Source organism: Paenibacillus sp. FSL F4-0125 (genome assembly GCF_038008565.1).
In the GTDB taxonomy this organism is placed as follows: Bacteria; Bacillota; Bacilli; order Paenibacillales; family Paenibacillaceae; genus Paenibacillus_AQ.
On sequence record NZ_JBBOZJ010000001.1, the window covers coordinates 394409 to 414162 of the forward strand.

The window sequence follows — 19754 nt, forward strand, 5'->3', positions numbered from 1 at the left end:
CAGTCTTTAGCTGATTACGATTTTGTTCTTCCCTGTGTTCTTAGCCTCGTAAAGTGCATCATCTGCTTTCTGAAACGTAGAATTTTTGGAATCAGTACCTGTAAAATCATGCATACCGATACTGACGGTTACGCTTTTTCCGTCCATTTCCGCAAAAGGGGTATCAGAGATGGTTGTTAGGATATGCTTCATAATCTCATGAGAATGATCAATGGTTTTAGCAGTCAGAATGACGACAAATTCTTCTCCGCCGTAGCGGGCGGCGAAATCATCGGGACCGACATGCTCGAGGAGGATCGCGGCGACCTTTTGCAATACGATATCTCCAACGGAGTGTCCATAGGTGTCATTTACTTTTTTGAAATTATCGATATCCATAACAGCTAGCTGCATGGGAAATGGATTACTCTGCTGATGATCGATCAGCCATCCCAAGTATTCGTGAAACGTTTTATGATTATAAAGATCAGTTAGAGGATCAATCTTAGATAGTCGGTCCATGATTATATTCTGAATGCGTAAATCCTGTTCTGACTTTACCGAGTTCTCCAGGGATCGCATCAAATCACGCCCGCGACCGATGACTGCGAAGCCTGCTAGAGCAGTACCTGCAAAAATAAGTGCAATAATGATAGTTTGTGTGATCGGTATGTACCCTTGACTCAAGGTCTTGATAAATAAAACGATCGTGTACAGTAGACATATGGCAGAAGTGGCTATCATATAGCTTTTCTTCATATAGATCATGGATATATGCAGTGGCATTAGCATAATTAATGAAATCATATATAGTTCATTGCTGAGATTGATGATAATCAGAAGTGCAAATATATGGCTCGCCACTGTAATCGTTAGCTCAGACCATAGGGGTCTCCATCTATAGACACATTCAAGAATAATGATCAAAGTCACTATGATGGAGTTAGGAATCACCGACTGTATTATATAATTGCCCATGGTTAGGGTGGTGTCCGGGTGTTTGCCCCATAAGCATAGAGAAACCAAAAAATGAATACATAGATCCACAATCAGGATGATCCAGAATGCATTGAGAAGCACGCGATTCCAATGGGTCTGACGAGGAGTGTGAGATGTAGCATGCATAATATGTTCCTCTTTTCCAGTGGCAATATGCTTATATATTCGACAATAGTAACGGATTCCCTCTCGGCGAATGAATGAAGTGCTCTTGGGATAATTGTCCGAAAAGGAATACTATAGAAAGTATTTCCTTTAATTAACTCTGCTGATATAATGTTAGAATACATAACATCAATCGAGTGGAGTGGGAATAATGATGCAGATTCGTCGAAGCCAGATTTTTGTAGTCGTCCTGTTGCTCCTTGTCAGTGTTTACAGTTTGTTGATAGACATGTTCTGGATTCATAAGCTGGTAATCATTCTGCTTATGGCTTCTCTAGGCTGGGTCGTACTGAATTTGTCCCGCTATGGTTATCGTAAAGAATTGCTGCTGAAGGAATCTAAGAGTAAAGTGGAGCTCCTTGGTAATGAGATTGTAGTTACTTCGGACCGACTGCATGGTGCACTCGAAGAAATTAGCCGTCATACAGAAGAGTTGCAGCGGACAGCTGATTATTCACACGAATATGAGATGGATTTGCGGATTCGCAGTAACGAGGCTAAAGCTAATATTGAAGGCGCTTATCAGACAATGGATGGAGTAGCATCAGTTACTTCACATATCGAAGAGTTAACGGAGAGACTGGGATCAAATATGAAATACGCCCGTCAGGGCATGACAACCATGGTTGATTCCTTGAGCATTGCAGATGCTGTGATGAAGGACCTGCAGATGCAGAGCGGGGACATGTTGGCTAAGTTTACTACCTTGAGTAACCATATCGCGATGGTGGAAGAGATCAATACGCTTATTAACAGTATTGTGGATGAAACCTCTTTACTCGCGCTGAATGCTTCCATTGAAGCGGCACGCGCAGGTGAACAAGGCCGCGGATTTGCAGTGGTGGCTAGCCGGATCCGGCAGCTAGCAGATCAAAGTAAGAGCTCGGTAGACCGTTCCTCTGGCATCTTGCTCGACATTAATAACGGAGTACAGCAAGTGCTGGAATCCGTTACGAAAGAGCAAGCTTCAGTGGAGCGCGGGGTGAACGAGGTCGGCACTGTGAAGCTGCGACTCGATGATATCGCGTCGAGAGTAGATGAAGTTGGCAGCGCCGTAACGGAAACCATCGATGCTGCCGCGAAGCAGGGCAAGCTGATTGTAGAAGTGACAACGGAGCTGAGCGGGGCGGTGGCTATCGTGAATGAGACGATTGCCAATGTGGATCTTACGCTGGAACAGGTGACACGGCAGCGGAACCAGATCGGTCAGCTGAACGAAGTCAGCGCCAATCTGTTAGCGGAGTCGCAATCGTTGCAGCAATCGGTTACTGGCATAGCAGGCCGAGAAGAAATCGAGATGAGCCAATATGCAGCCCGGCTTCAGGAAATGCAGAGTCTATTGGAGAATATTTCAGTGAAGGAAGAGCTGTTCTCGCCGGATACTGAAGTTCATCAAGGTGTTTTGACCTCTTATATTAAGAAAATTCCGGATGTGCAAGCCATTTGGTCCAATCGGACGGATGGGACCTTTATCTACTCCGAGCCGGCGGCAGGCCTCCTGAATGCCAAGCGGCGGGATTGGTGGAATGGGGCCATAAATGAAGGTGAGTATGTTTCGAAGCCTTATGTATCAGCGATTACGAAGCGTTCTTGTGTTACATTATCCAGAGCGATTAAGAATCGTCAGGGAGATGTCGTTGGTGTAGTAGGTATCGATTTAGCGGTGTAATAAAACGACAAAAGCAAGCCCTCTTATACGGGGGCTTGCTTTTATTATTCTGAATAAAATGTAGACTAGCTTTTAATTAGAGCCAATATGCAGCTGATTCCAAGTTGCTTGCCAGTTCTTGTTAATAACCCGTTGTTCATAAATAGGAAGCAAGCTAGGGTTCTCTGTAAAATGCGGGGTAGGTCGTAATACTACATTAATTACGTCCGAAATTCCGTGTGGAGCGACTAGGATAACCTTACCGTTCTCATCTAAGGATAACCCGAGTGCTGTGGCAGTTTCCGGAAACTTGGAGATGGCATCTACAGCTGATATATAAGGCGGGAGTTGATTGACGGTATGCATCCTTGCTTCATTTTTAACAGACCAGGGAACAGCAGGATTCAGGCTTCGTAGTCTCGCCTCCCATTGCTTCTCCACTTCCTCTTGAAGATTGCTGTCGTCATAGTAAATAACATCAACGTCTGGCAAAGGTGTCCGTTCTTCGAAGCCATGAAGGGTGTCCCAAATTTTTGCACGTACAAAGCCAGCGCAAACCCACCAGTCAGGTAACTGCAGCGATCTAGCATTTTCTAATATATCCATCATCCAGGGATCATTTTGTACAAGCTGAATGATATCTGCCTCGTGTTCTAAGTTTTGCAACCGCCCACCTCCGTATATGTATGCTTTTATTCTGTTCATATCATACAACAAGAGTTTCAATAGAGGTATTAAAGGATAGGCTGAATGGACAGAGGCATGAACTATCTTTATAATAAGTCGACATCTAGTCCTTTGGAGGCGGAGACCGTGCAATATACGTTTACGATATTACTGCAATTATTTGAAAGAGCTGCACTACTGCTGATGTGTCTGTTCGTGCTGACTCGTCTGCCGCGGTTTAAAGAGATTTTTCAAAAAGGAACCTACGCCCCGCAGGAGCTTGCCATAGCGACGACGATCTTCAGTTTATTCGCTATCTTTGGTACCTACAGTGGGATTAATGTGGAAGGCTCGCTTGTGAATGTGCGAATTATCGCCATCGTGTCTGGTGGGATTTTGTTCGGGCCATGGGTAGGACTCATAACAGGCATCATCTCAGGGGTTCACCGTTTTCTAATTGATATCGGAGGGGTAACCTCTCTTCCTTGTCTGATTACGAGTATTACCGCAGGGATTGTGTCAGGGGTAATATACCGCCGCACTTCTGGTGAACGTCGCTGGATGGCCGGTATTTTGGCCGGGATGGCCTGTGAAGCCCTGACGATGCTGCTCATTCTAGTGATGGCCGAACCGTCGTCGCTGGGTGTGGATATCGTGTCCAAAATTGCTTTTCCGATGATTATGAGCCAGATTAGTGTCGGTCTGATTGTCATGCTAGTGCAGAGTGTGGAAGGTGAAAAGGAACGGATTGCGGCGAAGCAGTCCAAGCTGGCACTGGATATTGCCAATAAGACCTTGCCCTATTTTCGCAATATTAATCCCGAGTCGCTTCGTACCATCTGCCAAATTATCAAAGAAGATATCGGTGCAGACGCTGTAGCTATTTCGGATACAAGACTCATTCTCGCTTACGTTGGTGTTGGGGAAGAGGACTATGCTACGACCAATGAAATTATAAGTGAAGAAACTAAAGTGACGTTGTCCAGTGGTGAAATTACGATCCGTAACGACGATAGTGATTATGTGAATCCGGAGATTAAATCGCTGATTATTATTCCGTTGAAGGAAAAAGGCGAAGTGACGGGAGCGCTCAAAATCTATTACACCAGAGCCCACAAGATCACTTATTCTCTACAAGCTATGGCTGTAGGTTTGTCGCAAATGATCTCTACGCTAATGGAAGTATCGCGGGTTGAGGGCATTAAAGAAATGGCGAACAAAGCAGAGCTAAAGGCGTTGCAGACAAGCATTAACCCACACTTTCTGTTCAATGCGTTGAACGCGATTGCGTCCTCGATTCGGATTAACCCGGATAAGGCGCGTGAGCTGATCGTGAATCTCTCCGGTTATATGAGATACAATCTGGAGTTGACGGATGAATTCATTGATATCAAGCGCGAGTTGCAGCAGGTTCAGCAGTATGTGGAGATTGAAAAAGCGCGTTTCGGAAGCCGGCTTAATGTGGTGTATGATATTGATGAGGTACAAGTTCGGATTCCGAGTCTGATCATCCAACCGCTTGTAGAGAATGCGATCATACATGGCATACTGAAGGTAAGAGGAACGGGAACCGTAACGATTTCTGTGAAAGATCAAGGTGATAATGTACGAGTAGGCATTCGGGATACTGGAGCTGGCATCAGCGAAGAAACGATAGAGAAGGTTTATACCGGTGATATGCCGGAGAATAAAATAGGATTGTTTAATGTACATCAACGGGTCAAGCTAATCTATGGAACTGGACTTACAATTCAGAGGCTCGAAAAAGGGACGAACATTTATTTTGATGTCAAAAAGGAGGGCCTATGAGAGCAATCATCGTGGAGGATGAAGAGCTGGCAAGACAGGAGCTGGCTTATTTAATAGAAACTCACAGCGGGATCGATATTGCGGCACAGTTTGAAGATGGACTGGATGCATTAAAATATTTGCAGAGTGATACGGTAGATGTGATTTTTCTGGATATTAATATTCCCTCAATTGATGGGGTGCTGCTGGCTCAGAATATTAGCAGATTCTCGGTGAAACCATATATAGTGTTTATTACGGCTTATAAGGAGCATGCCGCTGAGGCCTTTGAGATTGAGGCGTTTGACTATATTCTTAAACCCTACAGTGAGGTTCGAATTAAGGCTATGCTGCACAAGCTAGAGGGAGCATTTGCTGCTCGCGGAAGACATGGGGAAGAGGAACGCAATCCTGTCAGTGATAAGGTAAATCTGTGGAAAAATGAAAAGATTATCGTAGTGAATGCCGACGATATTTATTACGCTTCCGCACAGGAGAAGAGTACGAGCGTAATGACTAAAGGTGAGGAGTATAGTATGGCGCTTAGTATCAGCGATTTCTATAATCGACTGCCCGAGGATCGGTTTTTTCGCTGCCATCGTTCCTATATCGTTAACCTGTCCAAGATCAAGGAGATCATCCCTTGGTTCAACAATACATACTTGCTGCGCCTGCATGATTTGGACTTTGAGGTGCCGGTAAGTCGTAGCAAGGTCAAAGAATTCAGGCAGATCATGCGCCTATAAATGCAGTTCATTCTTCATTTTCGTCATCTCATGCCAGATTTCTCTCAGCATCCGCTGATTTAGCTACAATAAAGAGGCAATAGAAGCTCTTGTAGCAGACAACGAGAGAGAAAGAAGGAATAGACCATGACTTCGACGATGGACAAGAAAAACGCCAAACGGTGGCTTATCGTATTAGGAACAGTAATTATGCAGATGGGTCTAGGTACCATTTATACATGGAGTTTGTTCAATGCACATCTGGTAACGAAATTCGGATGGGAGCTTAACTCTGTTTCTATTACGTTTTCGATCACGAGCTTTGCACTCGCTTTCGCGACTTTGTTCGCAGGGAAATTGCAGGATCGTTTCGGGCTTCGCCGGTTGACTGCCACCGCAGGGATTGTGCTTGGTCTAGGATTGATTCTTAGCTCTCAGGCGAATTCGCTTCTAATGTTCTATGTATTGGCTGGCGTGATCGTTGGTTTTGCGGACGGAACAGCTTATATCACTTCATTATCTAACTTAATTAAATGGTTTCCGAATAATAAAGGCTTAATTTCCGGTGTGTCCGTGGGTGCTTACGGAACGGGGAGCTTGATTTTTAAATATATTAATGGCAGCTTGATCGACTCAGTGGGTGTATCTAATACATTTATGTATTGGGGCATGATTGTTATGGTCATGATTGTAATCGGTTCCTTGCTCGTCAGAGAAGCTCCAGTACAAGCAGCATCATTGGGTGCAGCATCAACTTCGACTATCGCTAAACCAAAAGACTACACGGTAAAAGAAATGCTACGTACAAAAGAAGCTTATCTGTTGTTCATTATTTTCTTTACCGCTTGTATGTGTGGCCTGTATTTGATCGGTATTGTAAAAGACATCGGCGTGCAGCTGGCTGGACTTGATGTGCAGACGGCAGCTAATGCGGTAGCGATGATTGCAATCTTTAATACAGCAGGACGTTTGATCCTGGGTGCCTTGTCTGACAAAATGAGCCGGTTGAAGCTGGTAGGTGCTTCACTTGCTGTAACGGCAGCCGCTATGTTGACCCTTAGCTATGCAACGCTGAATTTCGGACTGTTCTTCACTTGTGTAGCAGCCATTGCGTTCTGCTTCGGTGGTAACATTACAGTATTTCCGGCGATTGTCAGTGACTTCTTTGGACTTAAGAACCACAGTAAGAACTATGGAATCGTGTATCAAGGTTTCGGTATCGGTGCCCTTTCCGGTTCGTTCATCGCCGTCTTCCTAGGCGGGTTTAAACCTACTTTCGTGATCTTTGGTCTCTTGTGTCTGCTGGCCTGCATCATCGCAATTTCACTGAAACCGCCGGTGGAGAAAGTGAAAGAGAATGAGAAGAAAGCCTTGCGCCTCAAAGCTACAGAGCGGACGGCTTAAAGGGAACAAAGACAACTAGATAATTCGAATAATGGCGTGCAACTGACAACAGTTGTACGTCATTTTTTTGTTGGCGGTTAGCGTTAGCGTTCGGCTAAGAAAATGAAAGTGTTAAACCAAAAGTACCTTTGGACGAGTTAACGGACTGCATAGCTCTTAGTAGCCCCTAAATGTGTATAATTGGACGTGAAAACTATCTATATTTCGAAAATAGGTTCTCCTCGGTCCAATACATATTCTATGTAGCGCGAACCACAGTCAAATTTTGTTCCTATTTTGATTTGCATAGGCACTTTTTGCCGCGCTCAAGTGTTATAGAAGTTATAAAGGTTAAGGAGGTGCTTCTCTCGCCACAGGATTCGCTAGACCCCAAGGAGCTGGAAGAGTTAATTGATAGTATCCAAAAAGGAAATACCGATCGGTATGCTCTTATCGTCAGAGCTTTTCAAACACCGATCTACCGCTATTGCTATCGTTTGTTAGAAAACAAGCAGGATGCGGAGGACGCGGTTCAGGATATTTTGGTAAAAGGCTATCAATCTATCCTTCAATACAAGTCGCAGATGCATTTCTCGGCATGGTTCTATCGTATCGCGTATCATCATTGCTTAAACCTGCTGCGCAGACGGCGTCTGCAAAAGCGGGTCATGAGTATCTTCAAGCCTGAATTTATGTCTGCAAGTCCTGAACAAGAGCTGGATGATCGGTTGTTTAATCCCTCATTGTCAGCCGCATTAGCGCAGTTGTCGCTGGAAGAGCGGAATATGCTTATTCTGCGAGTGTTTGAGGAAAAAACTTATGCGGAGATCAGCGAAATTCTTGGGGTCAGTCCGAATGCACTGACGAAGAGAATGAACCGGATCAAGCAGAAGGTACAGGAAGGTATGAATTTAGAGGAGGAAATCACATGGAACGAACCCCAATCAGCAATGAATACCAAGATATAATTTATGCTTCAGCTGGGAATGAACTTCTGGGTGAAATCGATGTAGAAGAGAAGGTTATGGGACATATCCGTGGCATATCAGATCGAAAGCGATCGTTCTCGCTCTCGCTGAAGACGATGAATAAAACAACGGCAATTGCAAGTATGTTAGCCCTGTTCCTGATGATCTCAGTGACAGCTTATGCTGCATCGGAATATATCCAGATTCGTAATAGTGAAGGCGTAGTAAAGGTTCAGCATGTTGCGCCGAATGATTCTGCAGGAGTAGCCTCCTATGATAAATATGCTGCGCAGATTGACACATTAGCTAAACCGGGTGAGCTGATCGCTTATTTGGTGAACAATAAGGCGGGTACAGAAGGCTTGGGACCCGATTTGCAATTTAAGTATAAAGAGCAGCGGATAGGTGCATATTCTGATTTTCTGAAGGAAATCAAACGGACAGATGCGCCGATGCTCCCTGCATTGGCATCAGGTTATGCTTTTAAATATGGGGTTATTAATCCTAATCATCCTACAACGGATGCAGATAAGAAAAGCTCCCTTTATAAAGAGACGCTACGAGATCTTACTGCTCAGGCAAGCCAAGAGAAGGGGGACAGTAATTTATTCTTGAAGGCTATACCATGGTCGGAACCAGGCTGGATCAGTGCCATTTATTCGAAGAACAATGCCTTTATAGGTATTTCTGCCACGATCATGCATGGCGGGAAAGTGTTTGTGGAGCAAGAACCCGAGAATCAAGCAGATAAGATTGTAGTGGCAGGTACAGAGGTTATCTATAACAAAGTAGTAAAGAAAGAGGTCAGCTACGATTATTTGAATTGGTACAACGAGAAGCAGGATGCTTATTATACACTCACCAGCTACGGAGATAAGATTCTGACCAAGGAGCAATTTTTACAGTTGGCTGGGGAGCTGTTGAAGTAGATCCTTATCGTTTTTGTAGTTTTGTAGTTTTGTAGTTTTGTATTTACATGCACTAAGTTAGTTGTACTATGTGCAATTAAAGTTAACTAATACCTTTAAATAAGCTCTGTAGCTGTATTTGATACAACTATTACTGGTTAGATTAGTGGGAATGAACGTTTTTACGGATTTTAGTTGTAGAGAATGCAATTAGGGAAGAGGGGATGAGCAGATCAGAAATAAATAAGTGTATAAAATACAGTTGAATCGTATGCAAATAAGGTAGCAGGTTGAGTAAGATATAAAAGAAGGTATCCCTAATGCGAAGCTCTAGGGATACCTTCTTTATATTCTTAAGTTGAAAGATCGATCAGGATCAACCTTCCAGCAGCAGCGCTTCTGGATCTTCCAGCAATTCCTTCACTTTGACGAGGAAGCTTACCGCTTCGGAGCCGTCAACGATCCGGTGATCGTAGGAGAGGGCGATATACATCATTGGACGGTTAACGGTTCTTTCTTCGTCCAGCGCGATTGGACGCAATTGAATCTTATGCATCCCAAGAATACCTACTTGAGGGGTATTCAGAATCGGAGTGGATAACAGGGAACCGAATACACCGCCGTTTGTGATGGTGAACGTTCCGCCTTGAAGCTCGGAGAGGCTTAGCGTATTCGCACGTGCCTTGGAAGCGAGTTCGCCAATCTGGCGTTCGATTTCCGGGAAGCTGAGGCGATCCGCGTCACGGACAACTGGAACCACCAGACCTTCCTTAGCTGCAACGGCAATACCGATGTCGTAGAATTTCTTAACGACCAGATCTTCACCATCGATTTCAGCATTCAGCAGTGGATACGTCTTCAGCGCACCGATCACGGCTTTGGTGAAGAAGGACATGAAGCCTAGTCCAACTTCATGCTTCTCTTTAAAAGCATCCTTGCGGCGCTTACGGATGTCGAGGATCGCGGTCATATCCACCTCGTTGAAGGTGGTCAGCATAGCTGCGGTCTGCTGCGCTTCTACCAAGCGGCTGGCAATCGTGAGCCGTCTGCGCGACATGCGCTTGCGCTCCACGTTCTTGCCATCCTCCGGCGCGGCTTTGCTCGCTGCCGGCTTCGCTGGCTCCGGCTTGCCTTGCGGCGCCGGAGCTACTGGTGCAGCGGCCAGCGGCGCTGCTGCACCATGACCCGACACATCGGCCTGACCAATCCGGCCGATCGGATCACGGGCGCTAACCTCGCCGAGGTCGATGCCGCGCTCCCGTGCCAGCTTGCGTGCGCCCGGCGATGCCAATGCAGTGTGGCTGTCGCCACCTGCAGGGGCTTCGGGCGCTGCTACAGGTGCGGCTGCTGCGCTGCCGCTTGCCGGTGCCGCTTCAGGCTCTTTGCTCTCAGCGGCCTGCGGCTTACTGCCGCTAGCGGCTCCAATGATGCCGATGGCTTCGCCAACGGCTACGTTCTCGCCCGCTTGACGCAGGATGGAGGAGATGACACCCTCCACCTCCGCACTAATTTCCAGATTGACTTTATCTGTCTCTAACTCAGCAAGCACATCGCCTTGACCTACCGTGTCGCCTTCTTTAACCAGCCATTTGTAGATGGTTCCTTCGGATATAGATTCTCCCAGATCGGGTACTAAGATTTCTGACACAGGCCGTTACCTCCCCAAACATAATGGTTTACGCTATTGTGATACCGTCCTCTTAGGAGGACGGTACAGCCGTTTGTACTTGTGAATTTGATTTTAGGGCCTCTGAAACAATTCTACGCTGTTCAAAGCTATGAACATCTGCATAACCACTGGCTGGACTGGAACGTTCAGGACGTCCGATATATCTCACGCTGGTGTTTTGCGGTGCAATGGAGCGTAACCGAGGTTCGGTGTAGCTCCAGCCACCCATATTCTTCGGCTCTTCTTGCACCCAGACAATTTCCTGAAGAGCTGGGAACGAGCTTAGGTGAGCATTCAGTTCACGTTCTGGGAACGGATAGAGTTGCTCTAGGCGAAGTACATGTAGCCAAGACCAATCTTTGTCTGAGGCAGCTTCGAGTTCTGTTTGGATGTCGATAGCTACTTTACCGCTGCAGACTACAAGACGCTTAACCTCACCTGGTTTTTTGCCTAGCAGAGGCTCTGATAACACAGGCTGGAATTGTCCTGAGGCGAGCTCAGTTCCGGCAGAAGCGCTCCGTGTATTACGAATGAGACTCTTCGGTGTCATGATGACTAACGGTCTTGCATCTTCCTGTCCGCATAACGCCGCTTGGCGCCGCAAGAGATGGAAATACTGGGAGGCGCTCGTCAAGTTGGCAACGGTCCAGTTTTCTTCTGCGGATAATTGCAGGAAGCGTTCCAATCTACCGCTGGAATGCTCAGGTCCCTGGCCTTCGTAACCATGAGGCAGCATGATGACAAGATTGCTGCGCTGCGTCCATTTGGCGCGTCCAGCGGCAATGAATTGGTCAAATATAACTTGACCTGCATTAGCGAAATCGCCATATTGTGCTTCCCAGATCACGAAGGTTTCCGGTGCGAACACGTTATAACCATACTCAAAGCCTAATACCGATGCTTCTGACAGCGGACTGTTGTATACGCCAAAGGAAGCGCGGGAATTACTCAGCTGATGAAGTGGAGAGAACAATTCCCCAGTCTTACTGTCGTGCAGCACTAGATGGCGATGAGCGAAGGTTCCGCGCTGAGCATCCTGACCGCTCAGGCGAATTGGCGTACCATCTTTTAGAATGGTAGCGAAGGCGAGAGACTCAGCAAGTGCCCAGTCGACCTTTTCACCTTCATTCAGTGCATCCTTACGGCGTTGCAGAATTCGTTCCAGCTTCGGATAGACTTGGAATCCTTCGGGCACAGTCAGCAGTTCACGATTGATCTCCTGCAGGCTGGAGATAGATAATGCTGTTGAGCCTGGCGCAGCGTGTTCCGCTTCTAAAGGAATGAAGGCTTTTGGTTCTTTTTTCTTGTGATTGCCTTCCTTCATACTATCATACGCACGTTGCAAAACGCTTTCTGCAGCAGCATTCATCTCTTTAACATCGTCAGCTGTAAGAATCTTTTCACGCTGTAGTCGTTCAGCATAAACCTTGTAGACGGTTGGATGTTTACGCACCTTACTGTAAACAATAGGCTGTGTAGTATCAGGATCATCCATTTCGTTATGACCATGACGGCGGTAGCCGATGAGATCAATCACGAAATCCTTTTTAAATTGGTGGCGATATGCGCTAGCTAAACGGACAGCTGCTACACAGGCCTCCGGATCATCGGCGTTGACATGGACAATCGGGATTTCATACCCTTTGGCGATATCACTGGCATAATGCGTAGAACGGGAGTCTTCACTTTCGGTCGTAAAGCCGATCCGGTTATTAACAATGATATGGATCGTTCCACCATTCTGATAACCTTGAAGTTTGCCGATATTAAGTGTTTCTGCAACAATCCCTTCACCTGGAAAAGCAGCATCGCCATGCATTAGCACTGCTATAGCTTTACTGGTATCAATCTTAGGCAGTCCGGCAGTGCTCCGATCCTCTTGAGCGGCACGAGTGAAACCTTCCACGACAGGATTGACGAATTCCAAGTGACTTGGATTGTTCGCTAGTGTTATTCTTGTGCGTACGGTTTCTCCTTCACGGACAGCGCGGTCTGCACCGAGATGGTATTTCACATCACCCGTCCAGCCATAGTTAATGCCTGTAGAGCCTTCGGAAGGGAAGAGCTCCTTGTTTGGAGAATGATGAAACTCTGAAAATATAATATCATAAGGTTTGCCTAAAATATGTGCGAGAACGTTGAGACGGCCGCGGTGCGCCATACCCATCAGAATATGCTCTGCACCGTCATGCGCAGCAGCGCGTACGATTTCATCGAGCATCGGCACAAGAGCGTCGTTGCCCTCCAAGCTGAAACGTTTCTGGCCCACAAAGGTCTTGTGGAGGAAGGTTTCGAATTGCTCTACTTGAATCAGGCGGTTTAGTAGTTCTTTGCGTTCTGAATTATTTAAAGGTGCTGGTGAGCTAGTGGATTCTGCCTGTCTATTCAGCCATTGCAATTCTTTTTCCTCATGCACATGCCCGAATTCATAGGCGATAGTTTTGGTATATGCCTGACGCATACGCTGAACAGCATCCCATCCGGTATGCACGTCATTCGGTGCATTCTCCCAAATGAGTGTGGCAGGTAATGCGATCAGATCCTCACGGGTCAGCCCATAGGTTTCAAGTTCGAGATATTTAGCCATGGGATTGTGGTCCCGCTCAAGCGGATCAATTTCAGCGGCCATATGGCCATATATACGAATATTAGCGATTAACTTGGAAGCTCTTACTGCTTTTCTAAGCCATTCGGTGTCTCCCGAAATGCGAGGCTGTGGAGCCGGTTCGCTATCCGGTGTTAATGGTGGGGGACCCGAATTTGTAAAAAGTTCGCGATAATTATTCTCTACGGTGGATGGGTCTTTCACAAATTGCTCGTATCTTTCTTGAATGTAGCCTAAATTGGGTCCATAATACTTACTCCAAATGGATTCGTTATAGGGCTCTTTGGCTGCCATGAATACATCCTCCTCAACGGATGAACTCCATACGTGACATTTTGTGTCAATGCTTGTAGGAGCTGTGATGATTGCGGTTTCATTCCTCATCTTATTGTGCTACTTTCCACACATGTAATCAATTCATTCTTTCGTCTAATACGTTCGCAAAATGGTATGGGTTAGCTTGTTCTACTAAATAAAGAGTTGTTCTTTTTTATTACCCATTCTAAAGGCCTACTAAAATGATTCTATTATCCTTAATTTTAACTAAATAGGGGATGGGGCATTATTATATTGGGTTATATAATTTTATGAATAAGACGAGTATCGCGATAATAGGACAGGAAATTCTATAAAAGAACTTCTATTTTTTGTTTTTTAATGGAAAAACTAATCAGAAATCGACACACTTTTTCACTTTAGTATAGTATAATGTTATTGCAGTTAGCGTTTTTCATATATTTCAAAGTAGATCCTTTCACGTAAAGGGTCCAGTAAAAGGTAAACTTGCCGAAAGGCAGGGGCACAAAGTCGCGGGTCTAAGGTAGAAATACTATGACAGCCGGATTGCCTGGGGACGTAAAATCTTAGGAGGAGATTTTTTGGACAAGTCCAACCAGGGAAGCAACAAAGAACAGCAGGTCATTGATCTAGACGTAGAGTGGGTCCATTTATTATTAGCAGCTAAGAAGGCTGGCATAAAGGCAGATGAAATTCGTCGCTTCTTAAATGAGAAGACTGTGCAAGCCGTGCAGTAATACATTCAGAGCATTACATATCAAATGAGCACAGCGATAACTCGCTGTGCTTTTTTTCTTTATATTAAGCAGCTATAAGTTTCAGATGACACACTGTCCTTATATTCTAGTAGAATATAAAACGCCTTCGCAGTCCATTTAGGAGAACGAAGGCGCTTATGCTTGATAGTATGAGTAGAAGAGGATCTTATCAGATCAGATGGAAGGATTAATCCTTCTGATCCAGGCGCCATTTCTGGTAGTCCAGAAACTCCTTGAATTCGCGTTTGCTTATGCCTGAGGCCATAGCTTCCTGCACCAATCGGAACCATTCCGAATCTAAAGGTGATTCCTCAGCATCATTAGGTTCTCCATAGAGCAAAGCGTGGATGGATACCTGAAGCGCGTCGGCGATCTTTTCGATAAATTGGATTGAAGGATTGGATTGGATGTTTCTCTCCACATTGCTAAGATACGACTTAGCAACATCCGCTCTGTCCGCAAGCTCAGATAGGGACAATCCCTTTTCTAGGCGGAGATGCTGGATACGTTGGCCCATATTTTGTGGCACTATGCTGACGCCCCTCCGTAATTTTTGTTATTAGTATAGCAAATATCAATAAATTCGACAAAGATTATTGTAAAGAAAAAAGCAGCATCTACTTATCCGCTTTCCGGAATAAGAATCTGCTGCTCTTCGAATGGAAGACTTATTAGATTATTTAGCGGATCCAGCGGTTTGCTTACCTACGAAATCCCAAGTCAGAGTTAATGAATCTTTTTGGAAGTAGTTTTGCTCTTGGCCGTTATCAACAAATTCGAATTGAACGGTGAAGCTATCATTTGTGCCAGCCTTAATTCCAGATGCTTCGCTAGTACCCCAGATTGCATCAAGTCCAGTATTTTTTACGAGATCCGGTGTCTGAGTCTTCAAATCGGCCAGGGTAGTTTCCCAAACTACTTTCTCTTCACTACCAGGTAAGATGCCGCTTTTATCTTTATTCACCAGGAATTTAACTTTGATGAATTTTGCCAAATCGTTAGCGCCGTTGTTACCACCTACATCATTAATAGAGGTAGCTGTTTTGAGGAGGATCGAACCGATATCAAGTGTACCGTCATTTTTTAGTTTGAAGTCTCTTTTGATCGTATCGCCTGGCTTCAGATCCTTCAAATCAACGATAACAGAAGGATCAGAGTTCAAATCCAGTGTACCAGCTGCGAATGTAGCGGTGCTTTGTGCAGTGTCGCTAAAGTAAGCGAAAGTTCCTCCACCAATCAATGATAAACCCAGTGCTGCAGATGCTACGCCAAGACCCAATGTTTTTTTGATACCCATAATTAAAATTCCTCCTCGGTTTTTGTGGTTTTTTTTATAAAAGTTATATATTGTAACTTCCGGTTCGTAAGCGGAAGCGGACAATCAACGAATTACTGTATTTCAGTTGGAGGTGGAGAGGTGGGCAGTATAGCCGCATTTTTCTTTTCGAGTGCAGCTACAGCCTTCCATGATGAATACAGGGCATAGAGCAGGAGCATCAAGCCTGGTACGATCATGAGCACAACACTTCCAGCTTTGGAAACTGCGAAATTCATAGCGTAACCTACATAAGGAACAGTGACCCCGGTATACTCAGCTACAACATTTGTGGAACTGGTAGGGTTCATATCAGGCGCATCATTGTTATCGCCTTTCGTGCGATACATGGCTTCACCAGTAGCGTTGTTCATTGTTGCTTCTACAACACGGTGAGTAATGAGCAGGTTTTCTTCATTTCTAAAGGTGATAACATCGCCTTTTTTGAAGCGATTCATATCTCCTCCGGGTTTTAAAGCGACAATCGATCCGGTTTGAATCCCTGGCTCCATCGAACCTGAGAGTACCGATTTGATCTGGTATCCGAAGAAGGCAGGTTCACCGCCGGAGGCCTTGGATAACACTACGGCTATCACCAGCAGAATAAAGATCACAAGCATGATGCTCGATAATGTATTGTTGATCATTTTTTTAATCCGCATATTATTCTCCACCTTTGTCTTGTTGAAGGGCCGAAGGAGCTGGTGTTGCTGCCGGTGGGGAAGAGGTTGTAGCTTCCGCCTTTGGCGTCTCCTGAGGAACCTTTTGCTGTGGTATATCTTGTGGAATCGTTGGCTCTTCACCAACTTCCGGATCGACCGGGTTAGTGGCTGGGGCTTCAGGTTGCTCTTTATTTATGTTCTCTGGAGCAGCTTCACCTGTTGGTGGAGTCGCTTCCGTTTTTGCTTTCTCTTCAGCTTCAGCTTTCGCTTTGTCCTCTGCTTCTTGCTTTTCTTTTTTCTCCAGGGCCAAACGTTCTTCTTTCTTCGCTTGTTCCAGCGCCTCTAATCGGGCTTTCTCAAGGGCTTCCAATTGTTGTTCGCGGGTTTGACTGATCAATTGGAGCTGACTCTGAAGAGTGCTGATGCCTGAAGTAGCTGATTCTTTAAGACCATTCATTTCAGTATTGAGATTTTCATAAGTGGAGGTAAGCTCGCTAGAGATATTGCCAGCCGGTTGACTAAAAGCAATCAGGTAGGGGAACGGCTGCTGAAATGCCTCATTGCGTAACTCGGGTTGTCCATATACATCACTGGTCACTACCGAAGCAAACGGAAGACCGATGTCGTGAATAGAATTTAGATATTGGATGACTCCATTCAAGGAAGCATTCAGGGATTCAGAGATTACACCACTTTGATTCAGGCTATTTTGCAGCTCACTGAAGAATTGTTCATCCTTGATTTCTAAACAGTTTGAATCTAGAGAGGTCATATATCCTCCAATCTGGAATAATACGGCTGCTGCTGCGTTCAGCTCACTATTGATTTCGTTCCAAATTTGGCTGTTGGTGGCCAGTTGCTCATTAACGCCATCAATTTGAGATTGAAGCGCGGAGATTTGCGAGGAAATCTCTTGCGCTGCGACATCAAGCTCATCCAGCGACATGCCTTCTATTCCCGAAACATCTGAGAGACTGCCTGAAGGGGCATAGCTTTGCAGCGATCCTTTTAAAGCAGTGGCTTTTTCGATATGATCTTTGAGTTCTGTTAGAAGCCCTTTGATCGAGTTTGGAAAGACTTCACAAAAGCTAATTGTGCTGGTCGCTTGCGTAGTAGCTCCAAAACCACCGTAGGTATTACCCACTTGCTGCGAGGTATACAGAAACAAGACGGAGACAGCCATCCCTGATTGCAGAACACGTAGTCCGATTTGCCTCTTTCTTTTAGGTCTTCTTTTTGCTGATCTGGGTCTCAGAGGAATACCTCCCCTCAATGTCTTGAGTTTCTTTGGTTCGTTATTGTTGTTCTCAATAAAGAACAACTTCTGTAATGAATAATACATGGAATAAATTGAAAAGAAAACTGCCAATAATCCTCGTTTGTGCTCTATAAAGAACAAAAATGTTAATTTATCTCTATTTACCTCGGTTTTTCGCTCGATATCTATTTTTATTCGCAATAAAGAACGACATGTAAAAAAGGGGGAGGCATTAAAAATAGCCTAATCATGCGAGAGGCACGATTAGGCTATTAAGAATCCTTTGGAGTTGAATTTGTGGAGTGGATTAGGGAAGACGAGTACCACGCGAACTAACGTATAAGTCATACCACTCTTTACGAGTAAGCTCCAGCTTGTCCGCATCGGCGCAGGCAGCAATGCGCTGCGGATTCACAGTCCCAATCACAGGCTGAATAGCTGCCGGATGTGTCATTAGCCAGGATAGCACTATGGATTCGGGTGTTGTTCCTTTTTCATCTGCAAGTTGTTTAACCATGGCAGCTGTCTGGACGATATTCTCTGGTTGATCCTCTAATGAACGTCCGCTAAATAAGCCTTGTGCGAGTGGACCCCAAGCTTGAAGCTGAATATTCTCCGTTCGACAATGCTCAAGGGTTCCCTCAGGAAAGGTAATATCCTTCCAAGGTTCACGGTTTACACTGATTCCAGCATCGACCCAGCTCAGCTTGGCTAGGCTCATATGTAGCTGGTTTACGATAAAGGGCTCATCGCAATAGGCTTGGAGCATTTTGATTTGCGATGCGCTCATATTGGATACACCGAAATGACGAACCTTGCCTGCTGCTTTTAATTGATGCAATGCAGAGGCTACTTCCTCCGGATCCATTAGGGGATCAGGCCGATGAAGCAGCAGAATATCTAAATATTCAGTTCCTAGTCTCTGCAATATTCCATCTACACTGCTTAGAATATGCTGGCTTGAGAAATCAAACACATTAGAGCTGTCTCCAGGCTCCATTAGCTTAATACCGCATTTCGATTGAATAATGATTTCTTCGCGGAGTCCTGGGCGTTCTTTGAAAATCTGACCGAACACCTTCTCGGCTTTACCGCGGGTATAAATATCTGCATGATCAAACATATTGATACCAATAGACAGTGCAGCGTCGACGGCTGCATGTCCTTGCTTAACATTCTCGGCGGTAATAGGTTCATGATCCCAGCCCCCACCAAATCCCATACAACCTAGAGCAATACGGCTGGCTGGTATACCGCGCTTGTTTAAAGGCAGCGTTCTCAACAATGTGATTCCTCCTAGGAAAATATGATTGCGTACACGTACATATTGTACACTTTTAGAATCCTGTATGGTATTTATTACAACTGGGCAACCAAAAAAAGAAGAGGCCTTTAGGCCTCTACTCTAGATTGTGGTGTTCCGACATCATTTAACTTACGTGCTACAACGTCATTATAGAGGCGTTTCAGCCATTTTAGCTCCGTCAGGTTATGTTCATAGGTGCCGTACATGAGATGAAGAGCGGAACGAGGAACAATGGGAATATGTTCTTCATATACCTGATAAGCCAGATTTACCTGATGTTCAGTTTCCCGAATACGTTCTTCGAGCAGCTTCTCCACTTTGCTTTGATCGACATGACGCGACATGGCTAGCGCCATATACATCGGATGATAGAAAGGCTCGTTCTTTTTAATTTGCTGCAGAATTAACTGTTCGAATAATTGTTTGCCTTGCTCAGTAATACCGTAAATGGTTTTGTCTGGGCGATCACTGCTGCTAATCACCTCTAAAGCTTCGATATAGCCATCTTGTGCAAGTTTATCGACAGCGTAATAAAGAGACCCGAGCTGCAATTTTGTAATCCGGTCCATGGAGCGTTCTTTCATAACTATTGTAATTTCATAGGGATGCATATTCCGTTCCAGCAGTAGACCGAGAATGGCCAATTTCATCGACA

17 protein-coding genes and 1 riboswitch are annotated in these 19754 nt (G+C 45.2%); of the genes, 7 read left to right on the forward strand and 10 right to left on the reverse strand.

Features of this window, described 5'->3' with window-relative positions:
- Nucleotides 1–6: 6 nt before the first annotated feature.
- Entirely contained in the window at nucleotides 7–1104 is a 1098-nt protein-coding gene (locus NST74_RS01775; RefSeq protein WP_341110163.1) for a GGDEF domain-containing protein, read from the reverse strand.
- A 190-nt stretch (nucleotides 1105–1294) separates the two neighbouring features.
- Here NST74_RS01775 and NST74_RS01780 point away from each other — a divergent pair, with 190 nt between their 5' ends.
- Nucleotides 1295–2812: a methyl-accepting chemotaxis protein gene (locus NST74_RS01780; protein ID WP_341110164.1), complete on the forward strand. Its 1518-nt coding sequence runs from the start codon at nucleotides 1295–1297 to the stop codon at nucleotides 2810–2812.
- A 72-nt stretch (nucleotides 2813–2884) separates the two neighbouring features.
- Here the strand turns inward: NST74_RS01780 and NST74_RS01785 are convergent, their stop codons facing one another.
- Nucleotides 2885–3400, reverse strand: coding sequence for a nucleotidyltransferase family protein (locus tag NST74_RS01785; protein WP_341115804.1), 516 nt, complete (start codon nucleotides 3398–3400; stop codon nucleotides 2885–2887).
- Between the two features lie 261 nt (nucleotides 3401–3661).
- On the opposite strand from NST74_RS01785, the gene NST74_RS01790 reads away from it, so the two are divergent.
- From NST74_RS01790 to NST74_RS01810, 5 genes are all read left to right on the forward strand, one after another.
- Entirely contained in the window at nucleotides 3662–5266 is a 1605-nt protein-coding gene (locus NST74_RS01790) for a sensor histidine kinase (RefSeq protein WP_341115805.1), read from the forward strand.
- Nucleotides 5263–5991: a LytR/AlgR family response regulator transcription factor gene (locus NST74_RS01795; RefSeq protein WP_042123554.1), complete on the forward strand. Its 729-nt coding sequence runs from the start codon at nucleotides 5263–5265 to the stop codon at nucleotides 5989–5991. Before NST74_RS01790 ends, NST74_RS01795 begins: the two co-directional genes overlap by 4 nt.
- Before the next feature lie 126 nt (nucleotides 5992–6117).
- Nucleotides 6118–7374: an L-lactate MFS transporter gene (locus tag NST74_RS01800; RefSeq protein WP_341110165.1), complete on the forward strand. Its 1257-nt coding sequence runs from the start codon at nucleotides 6118–6120 to the stop codon at nucleotides 7372–7374.
- A 281-nt stretch (nucleotides 7375–7655) separates the two neighbouring features.
- Complete coding sequence (locus NST74_RS01805) at nucleotides 7656–8321, forward strand: RNA polymerase sigma factor (protein ID WP_249923447.1); 666 nt, start codon at nucleotides 7656–7658, stop codon at nucleotides 8319–8321.
- Nucleotides 8282–9250, forward strand: coding sequence for a hypothetical protein (locus NST74_RS01810; protein ID WP_341110169.1), 969 nt, complete (start codon nucleotides 8282–8284; stop codon nucleotides 9248–9250). The genes NST74_RS01805 and NST74_RS01810 overlap by 40 nt, the downstream gene beginning before the upstream one ends.
- A gap of 355 nt (nucleotides 9251–9605) precedes the next feature.
- Here the strand turns inward: NST74_RS01810 and odhB are convergent, their stop codons facing one another.
- Both odhB and NST74_RS01820 read right to left on the reverse strand, forming a co-directional pair.
- A complete protein-coding gene (gene odhB / locus NST74_RS01815; RefSeq protein ID WP_341110170.1) occupies nucleotides 9606–10877 on the reverse strand; it encodes a 2-oxoglutarate dehydrogenase complex dihydrolipoyllysine-residue succinyltransferase in 1272 nt (423 codons plus the stop codon).
- A gap of 52 nt (nucleotides 10878–10929) precedes the next feature.
- Nucleotides 10930–13797 carry a 2-oxoglutarate dehydrogenase E1 component gene (locus NST74_RS01820; RefSeq protein WP_341110171.1) on the reverse strand — a complete coding sequence of 956 codons (2868 nt, stop codon included), beginning with the start codon at nucleotides 13795–13797 and terminating at the stop codon, nucleotides 10930–10932.
- A gap of 472 nt (nucleotides 13798–14269) precedes the next feature.
- Nucleotides 14270–14354: riboswitch (cyclic di-GMP riboswitch) on the forward strand.
- 27 nt (nucleotides 14355–14381) lie between these two features.
- On the opposite strand from NST74_RS01820, the gene NST74_RS01825 reads away from it, so the two are divergent.
- A complete protein-coding gene (locus NST74_RS01825; RefSeq protein ID WP_341110172.1) occupies nucleotides 14382–14537 on the forward strand; it encodes an anti-repressor SinI family protein in 156 nt (51 codons plus the stop codon).
- A 208-nt stretch (nucleotides 14538–14745) separates the two neighbouring features.
- On the opposite strand, the gene NST74_RS01830 is transcribed toward NST74_RS01825, so the two are convergent.
- The 6 genes from NST74_RS01830 to NST74_RS01855 all read right to left on the reverse strand — a co-directional run bounded on the left by NST74_RS01830 (nucleotide 14746) and on the right by NST74_RS01855 (nucleotide 19749).
- Nucleotides 14746–15075 (reverse strand): helix-turn-helix domain-containing protein, encoded by a 330-nt coding sequence (locus NST74_RS01830; protein ID WP_042131791.1) that lies wholly within the window; start codon nucleotides 15073–15075, stop codon nucleotides 14746–14748.
- Nucleotides 15076–15234: 159 nt separating this feature from the next.
- Complete coding sequence (locus tag NST74_RS01835) at nucleotides 15235–15855, reverse strand: TasA family protein (protein WP_042123563.1); 621 nt, start codon at nucleotides 15853–15855, stop codon at nucleotides 15235–15237.
- A gap of 92 nt (nucleotides 15856–15947) precedes the next feature.
- Nucleotides 15948–16535 carry a signal peptidase I SipW gene (sipW, locus tag NST74_RS01840; protein ID WP_341110173.1) on the reverse strand — a complete coding sequence of 196 codons (588 nt, stop codon included), beginning with the start codon at nucleotides 16533–16535 and terminating at the stop codon, nucleotides 15948–15950.
- A 1-nt stretch (nucleotide 16536) separates the two neighbouring features.
- Nucleotides 16537–17718, reverse strand: coding sequence for a hypothetical protein (locus NST74_RS01845; protein WP_341110174.1), 1182 nt, complete (start codon nucleotides 17716–17718; stop codon nucleotides 16537–16539).
- Nucleotides 17719–18100: 382 nt separating this feature from the next.
- Nucleotides 18101–19078 (reverse strand): aldo/keto reductase, encoded by a 978-nt coding sequence (locus NST74_RS01850; RefSeq protein WP_341110175.1) that lies wholly within the window; start codon nucleotides 19076–19078, stop codon nucleotides 18101–18103.
- Nucleotides 19079–19185: 107 nt separating this feature from the next.
- Nucleotides 19186–19749, reverse strand: coding sequence for a PadR family transcriptional regulator (locus tag NST74_RS01855; protein ID WP_341110176.1), 564 nt, complete (start codon nucleotides 19747–19749; stop codon nucleotides 19186–19188).
- Nucleotides 19750–19754: the final 5 nt, after the last annotated feature.

Excerpts from the sequence above, each read along its gene's own strand:
- NST74_RS01800 (WP_341110165.1), top strand. The coding sequence starts at position 6,118 with ATGACTTCGACGATGGACAAGAAAAACGCCAAACGGTGGCTTATCGTA.
- NST74_RS01775 (WP_341110163.1), bottom strand. The coding sequence starts at position 1,104 with ATGCATGCTACATCTCACACTCCTCGTCAGACCCATTGGAATCGCGTG.
- NST74_RS01820 (WP_341110171.1), bottom strand. The coding sequence starts at position 13,797 with ATGGCAGCCAAAGAGCCCTATAACGAATCCATTTGGAGTAAGTATTAT.
- sipW (WP_341110173.1), bottom strand. The coding sequence starts at position 16,535 with ATGCGGATTAAAAAAATGATCAACAATACATTATCGAGCATCATGCTT.
- NST74_RS01855 (WP_341110176.1), bottom strand. The coding sequence starts at position 19,749 with ATGAAATTGGCCATTCTCGGTCTACTGCTGGAACGGAATATGCATCCC.
- NST74_RS01790 (WP_341115805.1), top strand. The coding sequence starts at position 3,662 with ATGTGTCTGTTCGTGCTGACTCGTCTGCCGCGGTTTAAAGAGATTTTT.
- NST74_RS01810 (WP_341110169.1), top strand. The coding sequence starts at position 8,282 with ATGGAACGAACCCCAATCAGCAATGAATACCAAGATATAATTTATGCT.
- NST74_RS01845 (WP_341110174.1), bottom strand. The coding sequence starts at position 17,718 with ATGGCTGTCTCCGTCTTGTTTCTGTATACCTCGCAGCAAGTGGGTAAT.
- NST74_RS01835 (WP_042123563.1), bottom strand. The coding sequence starts at position 15,855 with ATGGGTATCAAAAAAACATTGGGTCTTGGCGTAGCATCTGCAGCACTG.
- NST74_RS01785 (WP_341115804.1), bottom strand. The coding sequence starts at position 3,400 with ATGATGGATATATTAGAAAATGCTAGATCGCTGCAGTTACCTGACTGG.
- NST74_RS01795 (WP_042123554.1), top strand. The coding sequence starts at position 5,263 with ATGAGAGCAATCATCGTGGAGGATGAAGAGCTGGCAAGACAGGAGCTG.
- NST74_RS01780 (WP_341110164.1), top strand. The coding sequence starts at position 1,295 with ATGATGCAGATTCGTCGAAGCCAGATTTTTGTAGTCGTCCTGTTGCTC.
- NST74_RS01830 (WP_042131791.1), bottom strand. The coding sequence starts at position 15,075 with ATGGGCCAACGTATCCAGCATCTCCGCCTAGAAAAGGGATTGTCCCTA.